This is a genomic window from Hydrogenophaga palleronii (assembly GCF_031457455.1).
Classification (GTDB): Bacteria; Pseudomonadota; Gammaproteobacteria; order Burkholderiales; family Burkholderiaceae_C; genus Hydrogenophaga; species Hydrogenophaga palleronii_A.
Map to the genome: position 1 here is coordinate 113,813 of NZ_JAVDWU010000012.1, position 9,645 is coordinate 123,457.

Genomic DNA, 9,645 nt, shown 5'->3' on the forward strand with positions numbered 1-9,645 from the left:
CCTCTGTCATGTATAAAACCCGCCACTCAAAAAGACTGAAAGACCTGAGTTGAAAGCAAGCCGCCTGCTGTCGATCCTGATGCTGTTGCAAGCGCATGGCCGCCAGACGGCGCCGGCGCTGGCGCTGGCGCGTGCGCTGGAGGTGTCGGTGCGCACGATCCTGCGCGACATTGACCAGCTCTCGGCGGCGGGCGTGCCGCTGTGGGGCGAGCGCGGACGCCAGGGTGGGTTTCAGTTGCGCGAAGGCTGGAGCACGCAGCTCACGGGGCTGACGGAGCCGGAATCGCAGGCCTTGCTGCTGGCCGGGCTGCCAGGCGCGGCGACCGACCTGGGCCTGGGCGCGGCGGCGGCTTCGGCGCGGCTGAAGATGGTGGCGAGCCTGCCGGCCGAATGGCGTGTGCAGGCCGACCGCGTGGGTGCGCGCCTGCACATCGACCCGGTGGACTGGTACCGCGCGCAAGAGACACCGGCGCATCTGCGCGAGGTGGCCGAAGCGGTGTGGAACGCGCGGCGCCTAGCCGTTCGCTACGAGAGCTGGCGCGGCCAGGCCGAGCGCGAGCTGGAGCCGCTGGGCCTGGTGCTGAAGGCGGGCACCTGGTACATGGCGGCACGCACCCAGGGGCAGCCCGAGGTGCGCACCTACCGACTGGCTGCGGTGCAGGCCCTGCGCACCCTGAACACGCGATTCAGGCGCCCGGCGACTTTTGATCTGGCGCGCTACTGGCAGGCATCGGCGGCACGCTTTGAGGCGGAGCTGCAGCGGCTGCAGGCGCGGGTGCTGGTGTCGCCACGCGCCATGGGCTGGCTGGTGAATGCGCGCACGCCGTTCGCGCGGGTGGACGATGAGGCGGCACCACCCGAAGCAGGGCGCGAGGGTTGGGTGTGTGTGGTGCTGCCGATCGAGTCCATCGAGCATGGGGCGCGGCGCCTGCTGTCTTATGGTGCCGAGGTGAAGGTGCTGGCGCCCGCAGCGCTGCGCCAGCGCGTGCTGGGCGAGCTGGCGGCGACGCGGGCGCTGTATACCCAGGCGGGTTGATAAGGGGTTCAACTCGATCGGCGAGGCGTCCGCGCGGCAGACGGCATCGAAGCAATATGGGGACAAGGGTCCGATGGCGTTGGCGTTGGCGGTGGGGATCCGGGGGTTCGGATACCCCACACCCGTGCCATACTGACCTGCATGGGCTTGCATTTCCTGAGTCTTGACCAGGAGATGCCGCATCAACCATTCGGCGGAGGAACTTGTTGTGTCAACACCCAGCAACCGTGAAACGCGCGAAGAGGCCGTTCGAGCGGATGACAGTGCGGAACGAGACGATGCGCCTCCAGACACACAGGAGCGCGTTTTTCAGGCGCTCATCGACATCATGCCGGACCGGATTTACGCGAAGGACGCGCAGAGCCGCTTCATCCTGGCCAACAAGGCCGTGGCCAGGCTCATGGGTAAGGCCCACCCGGAAGAATTGATTGGAAAGGACGATTTCCATTTCTATTCCAAAGAAATCGCGTCCGCTTATTTCGAGGTCGAGCAAGCGATGTTGCGAACTGGTGAGCCTCTGATTGCCTTTGAAGAGCTGGTTCCCAACCTGGAGACCGGCGAGACAGGGTGGCTGCAGACGACGAAGGTGCCGCTGTGGGATGCCGAAGGGCGGGTGACTGGGCTGGTCGGGCTTGCGCGCGACATCACCGAGCGCAAGCGTTTTGAGGCCGAGCTTCGGCTGCGCAATGCAGAACTGGCCGAGGTGAATCAAAAACTCTCCAGGGCGCAGCAACAACTCATGCAATCGGAGAAGCTCGCAGCCATCGGGCAACTCGCCGCCGGCGTTGCGCACGAAATCAACAATCCACTCGGGTTCATCTTTTCAAACTTCAATACGCTCGACGCGTACATGACGTCTTTTCATGAGTTGATCGCCGCCTTCCTCGACGCCCAGCACCTTATTGGCGATCCGCTCGTTGTCGCGCGGCTTGACAGTCTGCGCAAAAAAGTTGATCTCGATGACATGCTGGGCGATAGTCGCGCGTTGATGGCAGAGACCCGGGAGGGCCTCACGCGCGTGAAGAAGATCGTCCAGGACCTCAAGGATTTTTCCCGCGTCGATGACGCTTCAGATTGGGGGGTCGCCGACCTGCATCGCTGCTTCGACTCGACGCTCAATATCCTCGCCAACGAAATCAAGTACAGGGCTGATGTTGTCAAACAGTACGGTGACATTCCGCCAGTCGCGTGCATCGAATCGCAGATGAATCAGGTGATCATGAACCTGTTGATCAATGCGGCCGATGCCATCGGAACGGAGCGCGGCACGATCACGGTACGAACAGGCATTGAGGGCGACGCGAACGATGTGCAGGGCGTCTGGTTTGAGGTGAGCGATACGGGGTGCGGCATTGCACAGGAGACCCTGACGCGCATTTTTGATCCGTTCTACACCACGAAGCCCGTGGGCAAAGGAACCGGGCTGGGCCTGTCACTCTCCTATGGCATTGTCCAGGCGCACGATGGCCGCATCGACGTGGCCACCGAGTTGGGCACCGGAACCACTTTCCGGGTGACGCTGCCGGTCGCCCCAATGGGCACAAGCGGTTCGCCTGGCTGAGCGAACTGACGGGCACTGCCCCATCCCCGCTTCAGGCGGTCTTCAGCTGGCCCCTGTGTGCGCCATGAAGAACGCCAGCATGGCCGCCGATGCATCCGGACCGGTGGAATCGGTGTGGCTGCCGCTGGCATCGCCGCCAGCCCAGGTGTGACTGGCGCCGTGCAGCGTCCACGCCTCAACCACAGGCCTGCCGGTGGCATCTGCATGGGTGGTGCGCTGGTAGCGGCGCCCGCCGGTGGACACACCGGTTTCGGTGCGCATGTTGAGTGGCGTCTGTGCCGCATGCAAGGCCACGGCCTGCTGCACGATGTGTTCGCCATTGCGGTGCTGCACCGTGTGGTCGCGGTCGCCGTGAAAGACGATGGTGGGCACGGCCTGCCGAGCGCGGGCAGCACCCTGCGCGCTGCGCCCCTTCATGGCGGCCAGGGCCGAAGGGATGTCGCTGGCTGAGCCATACGGCAGGCCGGAATGCACGCCCACGGCGCTGAAGACTTCGGGATGGGTTTCGCCCAGCACCAGCGCCATGGCAGCACCGGCCGAAAGCCCCGCCACATACACGCGGCCCGGTGCGACCGCATGTTCCGCCTGCACCGCCCGCACGATGCCGGCCATGATTTCGGGTTCGCCCCCGGTGCGCACCTGGTCCTGGCTGCGGAACCAGTTCCAGCAGCGCGACGGATTGGCGCCGGTGGGTTGTTCAGGGTAGACCACCAGAAAGCCGTGCTCGTCGGCCAGGCGGTTCATGCGGGTGCCGGCGGCGAAGTCGTCGGGCGATTGGGTGCAGCCATGCAGCATGACCACCAGCGGCATTGGCTCGACGTTCCCCTGCGATGCCTGCGGCGGCAGATAGAGCTTGTAGGCACGGCTGCCGGCAGGGCCGGTGTGGCTGCGGGTGAGGAACTGTCCCTGCGTGCGCGGGCCGGGCCTGGCCGCGGGCCTGACGGGCACAGCACCCAGATCGCGGGCCTCGACGTCAAAGGTGCGCGCCTCATCGTCGTTGGCAGCGCGGGCCGACGGCACCGTGGAAGCCCCTGCCACCAGACCGGCAGAAGCCAGCGCCTGACGGATGGTCTCGGTGACCCCCTGCATGGGGCCACCTCTGGTGTCGAGCCCGGCGCTGGCAAGCGCCTGCTCAATGGTGTCCTGGATGTTCATGGCGAGCGTGCCCGTGTGGGCGTGTGGAAGTTTCAATGGATGGGTCTCAGCAGGGGGTCGTGTGGGTAGGGGAAGAAAATGAAAAGCGCGCTACCCGGAGCGAAATGACTTGGTCCAGAGATACCGCGGAACCGGCTTCGCCGGGCCACAGGTATCGCCCCCCTTGGGGGGTAGCGCGAAGCGCTGCGGGGGGTCATGTCATCCTGTCGGAGAGCGCCTTTCGCACCGCCGGGCTGGCCTGGAACGCACCCAGCACCGTGACGGATTCGATGGCGGCCCGCGCCAGTTCGGGCGTCACATCGTCATCAATGCGGGCCAGGCCAACGACCTGGATCTTCAGCCGCTCGCCCGCCGCCACCGCACGCTCCAGCTCCGCGCGGCCAAGCTGCTGCAGCCCGAGCGTGAGGGTGCGGCGCGCCACGGTCTGGCGCAGAGTGTCTGAATGAACGGCCAGCAGGTTGCGCACCGCCGTGCGGATCAGGTCGGACCGGTTGGAATAAAAACCCTCCTGCACCAGCAGGTCGATCTGCCCGAGGTCGACCACACCCATGTTGATGGTCATTTTTTCGGTGTCGCCCACGCGGGGTCTGGGTTCGGTGATGGGCAGTGGCATGGCGGCTGGTGGGTTTGAACGAAGACCTGAATATACGCCAATTGGAATCCATATGGATTCCAATTGGAATCTACCTGGCATCTGAATGGGTATTGCCTGCTGCGCTCTGGCGCTCTGTCTGCGGCCTGATGGGCAAACGGCCCAGACCAGGTGCCGGTGCCGGTGCCGGTGCCGGTGCCGACGTGGCGAATCGCACGGTTTCGGTGAACTTGTGGGGTGAATCGGGTTAGTGCCCATGGGCAAGCGGTGTCGCAAATGCGACCATCCGCGCACTTTCAACAGGGGCCTCTCCAAGGCTCTACCCGAGGCAAGACGCGATGCTCCCCACCCTGATGACCATCCTCAAGCGCCAGGCACCTGCCTGCGTCTTCTCGCTTGCCGCCCTGTGTTCGCTGGGCGCCATGGCTCAAAGCCCGGGGCCACTGAAACTGGGCATCATCGGGCCCATGAGCGGTGGCTCGGCCGACTTCGGCCAGGCCATGCTCAACGGCATCGAGATCGCGGTGTCGGAAATCAACGCGGTGGGTGGCTACCTGGGGCGGCCGATTGAGCTGGTGGTCAAGGACGACAAGGGTGATCCGGAAACCGGACTGAAGATGAGCGAAGAGCTCGTCAAGGTGGACAAAGTGGTTTCCACCATTGGCTTTTGCAACACCGGTGTCGCCATCAAGGCGATTCCGGTGTTCCAGTCCAACCAGAGTCCCTTGATCGTTCCCTGTGCTGCAGGCTCGCCAGTGACCCAGCAGGTGGAGCCTGCCGCGAGCTACATCTTCCGCGTCTCGCCAAGCGAAGACATCAAGGCGCCGTTCATGGTGAAAGACATCTTGCGCCGTGGTCTGAACAAGGTGGCGATCTTTGCTGATGCCACGCCCTATGGCGAGTCCGGCAAGAACGACGTGGTCAAGGCACTGGCTGCATCCAACCTCAAACCGGTGCACGTGACCTCGTTCCCGCTCGGCGTGAAGGACCTTAGCACCGAAATGGAGGCCGCGCGCGCCGCCGGTGCGAACGTGATCATTGCCTACACCGTCGGGCCTGAGAACGCCGTGATCGCGCGCAGCCGCGCAGCCGTGAAATGGACTGCGCCGCTGGTGGGGCCATGGACGCTTTCGTTCCCCAATTTCATCGACACGGCGGGCCCGGCAGCCGAAGGCACGATGACGGTGCAGACCTTCATCGCCGAACCCAGCAACGAACGGCGCGTGGCGTTTCTGAGTGCCTACAAGCGCATGCACAAGGACAGCCGCATGGCCGTACCCATGGCGTCTGCGCAGGGCTACGACGCGGTGTATCTGCTGACGTATTCGTTGTTCGGCATTCGCGACGGCCGCCTCACCGGCCCGGCGATCAAGGCTCAGCTGGAAGACATCAAGCGCGTGTACTACGGTGTCGTGGCCACCTACGACAAACCGTTCAGCACCGCCAGCAAGGACGCCGTGACCGAGAACATGCTGGTGATGGGACTGGTGCGCAACGGGGCGGTCACCTTTGCCTACCCCGAAGACGCCAAGCGCAACCTGTTCGTGCAGCGCAAGACGCAGTGACTTACTTGCGCTTGCCTTTGACTTCGGTCTTGAGCACTTCGCCGCTGCGGGCGTCCACATAGAGTTCGACCTTGGCGCCGGAAGCATCACGCGCCTCGACCTCGAACAGCTTGTCGCTCTTGCGCTCGATTTCGCGAATCTCGGTGAAGCCCTGTTTCTGCACCGCTTCGGCGATCTGACCAAAGTTCATGTTCGCGCCGCCGCTAGTGGTGGTGGCGGCGGTCTGTGCCAGTGCGGTACCCGCACCCAGCGCAATGAGGCTGGCCAGCGTGGCGGCCTGCAGGGTCTTGGGAAGGAAACGGGTGGAAACCGGGGTGTGTCGCATGGTGAACTCCTGTGGCGGGTGTGAATGCAGTGAAGTTTGCCCACCCCATGCTGAACGCATTGTGAACACCGCGTTCACGAGCCGTTCACGCCCGCTGTGCGATGCTGAGCGGATGCTCGCTGTCACGCTTCTTTCTTCAAAGCCCCATCAGACTCGATCGTCCGGTCCGGGGCGCGCCACCCTTGCACTGGTCACGGCGCTGCTGTGCCTGCTGTGGCCGATCACGGCGCAGCCGCGCGATCACCACCACGGTCTGGCGGAAGCGGTGCGCAACGGTGAAATACTGCCGCTCACCCACATCACGGACCACGCAAAAAAGCACTTTGGCGGCCGCGTGATCGAGGTCGAGCTGGAACGCAAACGCCAGGGCGCGCGCTACGAACTGGAGCTGCTGCTGGAAGACGGCCGCGTGGTGGAACTGAGCTACGACGCCGGCACAGGCACGCTGCTGGAGGTGGAGGGGCATCGCCTGGAAACCGTGTTCGGTCGCGACGGCCGGCCCTATCCTTGAGCCCTTGAGCCCTTGAGCCCTTGAGCCCTTGAGCCCATCGATCACCCACCCCACTCCACCATGCGCATTCTCGTGGCCGAAGACGACCCCCGCCTGCTGATCCAGCTGGGCGATGCCCTGCAGGGCGCCGGCTACGCCGTGGACCTGGCCGACAAGGGCGTGGACGCCGAACACCTGGGTCGCGAAGCTGCGCCCGATGCCGTGGTGCTCGATCTGGGCCTGCCCGGGCGCGATGGACTGAGCGTGCTGCGCAACTGGCGTGAGCAGGGTTTGCAGATGCCGGTGCTCATCCTCACCGCGCGGGGCTCGTGGCAGGACAAGGTGCACGGCATCGACGCCGGGGCCGACGACTACCTGGCCAAGCCGTTCCAGATGGAAGAACTGCTGGCGCGGGTACGCGCATTGCTGCGGCGTTCGGCCGGTCAGGCACACCCGGTGATCACGGTGGGCGCAGTGCAGCTCGACACCCGCAGCTGCACCGTGAGCGTGGGCGACCGGCCGCTGGACCTCACCTCGCACGAATACCGACTGCTCAGCGTGCTCATGCACCACGCCGGCTCCGTGCTCTCGCGCACCGAACTCTCAGAGCGCCTCTACGAACAGGACGCCGAACGCGACAGCAACACCATCGACGTGTTCATCGGGCGCCTGCGCCGCAAGCTGCCGGAAGGCTTCATCACCACCGTGCGCGGCCTCGGCTTTCGCATCGCTGCGCCCTGAGTCATGCCGCTGCGCATCGTTCCCGACGACCCCCCTACCCCGCCCGGCGCCGTGGGCCATGAAGGCCCGGCGCGGCCCGCGATCTCCCGCTTGTTGCCGCGCATCTCGCTGCAAGGCCGCCTCTGGTGGGCCGCCAGCGGGCTCATCGTGATCGGTCTGACCGTGGCCGCGCTTGGCATCAATGGCCTGTTTCGCAGCTATGTGGAAGTTGATCTGGCGCAGCGCATGCAGCGCCATCTGGACGACCTGATCGGCGCGGCCAGTGCCAGCGTGGAACCCCTGCCTGCTGCCGCAGGCGCGCCTTCCGAACCCGCCGCGGCGATCCGCCTGCGCCGCGAACCGGCCGACCCGCTGTTCCGCCAACCCGCCAGCGGGCTGTACTGGCTCATCTTCCTGCCCGACGGCGAGGTGATGAAGTCGCGTTCCTGGTGGGACCAGGAGCCCGGCTTCGAGCCCCCCGCGGTCGACGAGCTCGGGGTGGGCCAGCTGGCGCGCATGACCCACACCGGACCACGCGGCGAGCCCCTGGCGATCTGGATGCGCCGCGTGCAGCTGCCAGGGCTCGACGGCGACGTGGTGTTCGCGGCCGGCGCCGATGCCAGCCACCTGGCCCAGGCCAGCAGCTCGTTTGCACGCAGTCTGGCGCTGTCCTTGCTGCTGCTGGCGGCCGTGCTGATCCTGGCCGTCACGCTGCAGGTGAAGCTCGGTCTCACGCCGCTCGCGCAGCTGAGGTCCGCCCTCGGCGAGCTGCGTGCGGGCCAGCGTCAGCGACTGGAAGGCCACTTTCCGGCAGAAGTGCAGCCTCTGGTGGACGACCTGAACCGCCTGCTGTCCGACAACCAGGCGCTGGTGACGCGCGCCCAGGCGCAGGCCGGCAACCTGGCCCACGCGCTCAAGACGCCCCTGTCGGTGCTGAACAACCTGTCGCAACAGGCCGATACCAGGCACAAGGAGGTGTTGCAGGCAGAAGTGGCACAGATGCAGCGCCAGATCGATCTTCACCTGATGCGGGCCAGGGCGGGCGCCAGTGCCCACGGCGGGCGCAGCCGCGCGGCGCTGGACGCGCTCATGCCGCCGCTGGTTAGCACCTTGGGCACGCTGCACAAGGGTTTGGTGCTCACACAGCGCGACAGCCCGCCGCTGGTGGTTCGGATGGACGCGCACGACCTGCAGGAGGTGGTGGGCAACCTGCTGGACAACGCCTGCCGATGGGCCAACGCCCGCGTGGCACTGGCCTGGGAAAAAGAAGGCATCCACGCCCTGCTCCAGGTCGACGACGACGGCCCCGGCATTGCGCCCGATGCGCGCCAGGCGGCCATGCAACGCGGCAAACGGCTGGATGAAAGCCGGCCCGGATCGGGCCTGGGGCTGTCCATCGTGGTCGAACTGCTCGACCTCTATGGCGGCTCGCTGCGCCTGGCCACTTCGCCCTGGGGGGGATTGCGTGCCGAGGTACGGGTGCCGATGGTGCACGACTGATGAGTAGGGTTATCGCGCTCGCCCGTGGGCCGGAAACCCGATAGAGTCGTTGTCGTGACGCAGCGCGTGGGGTATATGCCAGGAAGTTCCCGGATGGTCATGCACGGGACGATCCCACGCGAATCCCTTTCTCCACCTGTAGGCGATGCCGAATGCCGCTGCGAATCCTGATGATCGATGACAACGAAGACGATCTGATGTTCACCCAGATCGCGCTCAAACGTTGTGGCGTCGAGTACGACATCCACATGCACCAGAAGGCGCAGGACGCGCTGAACTACCTGAGCAGCACACCCGATCACGGGGTGGACCTGATCCTGCTGGACATCAACATGCCGGTGATGAACGGTTTCGATTTTCTCGAGGCCTTTGAGGCCCTTGCCCCCGAGCACCGGGGGCAGACCGTGGTGGCCCTGCTCTCATCGTCGCGCGATGCACTCGACCGGGAACGCGCCGCCCGCTTTCCCAGCGTGCGGGGCTTCCTGACCAAACCGCTGGGTCGGTCGGAAGCGGCCCAGTTGGCAGCGCTCATCCCCGACTGAGCGGCCAGGCGCCCTTCGTGGTCTGCGCTTCAGGGCCAAGCACCCTGAGCGGTGATCTGCCGCCTCCAGACGGCACCAGACCCGCAATTGCCCTCGCGTTTGCTGCCTTATTTCACGTTTGGCGGGCGGTGCCCACTGCTAGAGTGCAATGAACCCACG

10 protein-coding genes are annotated in these 9,645 nt (G+C 65.5%); 7 read left to right on the plus strand and 3 right to left on the minus strand.

The features are described from left to right. Window positions 1–49: 49 nt before the first annotated feature. Window positions 50–1,036, plus strand: a complete 987-nt coding sequence (locus tag J2W49_RS22880; RefSeq protein WP_310321553.1) for a helix-turn-helix transcriptional regulator — start codon at window positions 50–52, stop codon at window positions 1,034–1,036. A gap of 208 nt (window positions 1,037–1,244) precedes the next feature. Next, window positions 1,245–2,597 (plus strand): sensor histidine kinase, encoded by a 1,353-nt coding sequence (locus J2W49_RS22885; protein WP_310321555.1) that lies wholly within the window; start codon window positions 1,245–1,247, stop codon window positions 2,595–2,597. 42 nt (window positions 2,598–2,639) lie between these two features. Here the strand turns inward: J2W49_RS22885 and J2W49_RS22890 are convergent, their stop codons facing one another. After that, on the minus strand, window positions 2,640–3,788 hold the full coding sequence (locus J2W49_RS22890; protein WP_310321558.1) for an extracellular catalytic domain type 1 short-chain-length polyhydroxyalkanoate depolymerase: 1,149 nt from the start codon (window positions 3,786–3,788) through the stop codon (window positions 2,640–2,642). Window positions 3,789–3,945: 157 nt separating this feature from the next. Beyond that, on the minus strand, window positions 3,946–4,365 hold the full coding sequence (locus tag J2W49_RS22895; RefSeq protein ID WP_310321560.1) for a CopG family transcriptional regulator: 420 nt from the start codon (window positions 4,363–4,365) through the stop codon (window positions 3,946–3,948). Window positions 4,366–4,682: 317 nt separating this feature from the next. On the opposite strand from J2W49_RS22895, the gene J2W49_RS22900 reads away from it, so the two are divergent. Continuing rightward, window positions 4,683–5,909 carry an ABC transporter substrate-binding protein gene (locus tag J2W49_RS22900; protein ID WP_405001072.1) on the plus strand — a complete coding sequence of 409 codons (1,227 nt, stop codon included), beginning with the start codon at window positions 4,683–4,685 and terminating at the stop codon, window positions 5,907–5,909. Window position 5,910: 1 nt separating this feature from the next. Here J2W49_RS22900 and J2W49_RS22905 read toward each other — a convergent pair whose 3' ends face one another. Further along, window positions 5,911–6,234 carry a PepSY domain-containing protein gene (locus J2W49_RS22905; RefSeq protein WP_310321562.1) on the minus strand — a complete coding sequence of 108 codons (324 nt, stop codon included), beginning with the start codon at window positions 6,232–6,234 and terminating at the stop codon, window positions 5,911–5,913. A gap of 112 nt (window positions 6,235–6,346) precedes the next feature. Here J2W49_RS22905 and J2W49_RS22910 point away from each other — a divergent pair, with 112 nt between their 5' ends. The 4 genes from J2W49_RS22910 to J2W49_RS22925 all read left to right on the plus strand — a co-directional run bounded on the left by J2W49_RS22910 (window position 6,347) and on the right by J2W49_RS22925 (window position 9,486). Continuing rightward, window positions 6,347–6,745, plus strand: a complete 399-nt coding sequence (locus tag J2W49_RS22910; RefSeq protein ID WP_310321564.1) for a PepSY domain-containing protein — start codon at window positions 6,347–6,349, stop codon at window positions 6,743–6,745. 60 nt (window positions 6,746–6,805) lie between these two features. Further along, window positions 6,806–7,465 (plus strand): response regulator, encoded by a 660-nt coding sequence (locus tag J2W49_RS22915; RefSeq protein WP_310321566.1) that lies wholly within the window; start codon window positions 6,806–6,808, stop codon window positions 7,463–7,465. A gap of 3 nt (window positions 7,466–7,468) precedes the next feature. Continuing rightward, window positions 7,469–8,944 carry a sensor histidine kinase gene (locus J2W49_RS22920; protein ID WP_310321567.1) on the plus strand — a complete coding sequence of 492 codons (1,476 nt, stop codon included), beginning with the start codon at window positions 7,469–7,471 and terminating at the stop codon, window positions 8,942–8,944. A gap of 152 nt (window positions 8,945–9,096) precedes the next feature. Continuing rightward, on the plus strand, window positions 9,097–9,486 hold the full coding sequence (locus J2W49_RS22925) for a response regulator (protein WP_310321569.1): 390 nt from the start codon (window positions 9,097–9,099) through the stop codon (window positions 9,484–9,486). The last annotated feature ends 159 nt before the right edge of the window (window positions 9,487–9,645 follow it).

Coding starts and splice junctions, on each gene's coding strand:
- J2W49_RS22900 (WP_405001072.1), top strand. CDS start 4,683: ATGCTCCCCACCCTGATGACCATCCTCAAGCGCCAGGCACCTGCCTGC.
- J2W49_RS22915 (WP_310321566.1), top strand. CDS start 6,806: ATGCGCATTCTCGTGGCCGAAGACGACCCCCGCCTGCTGATCCAGCTG.
- J2W49_RS22910 (WP_310321564.1), top strand. CDS start 6,347: ATGCTCGCTGTCACGCTTCTTTCTTCAAAGCCCCATCAGACTCGATCG.
- J2W49_RS22920 (WP_310321567.1), top strand. CDS start 7,469: ATGCCGCTGCGCATCGTTCCCGACGACCCCCCTACCCCGCCCGGCGCC.
- J2W49_RS22925 (WP_310321569.1), top strand. CDS start 9,097: ATGCCGCTGCGAATCCTGATGATCGATGACAACGAAGACGATCTGATG.
- J2W49_RS22905 (WP_310321562.1), bottom strand. CDS start 6,234: ATGCGACACACCCCGGTTTCCACCCGTTTCCTTCCCAAGACCCTGCAG.
- J2W49_RS22895 (WP_310321560.1), bottom strand. CDS start 4,365: ATGCCACTGCCCATCACCGAACCCAGACCCCGCGTGGGCGACACCGAA.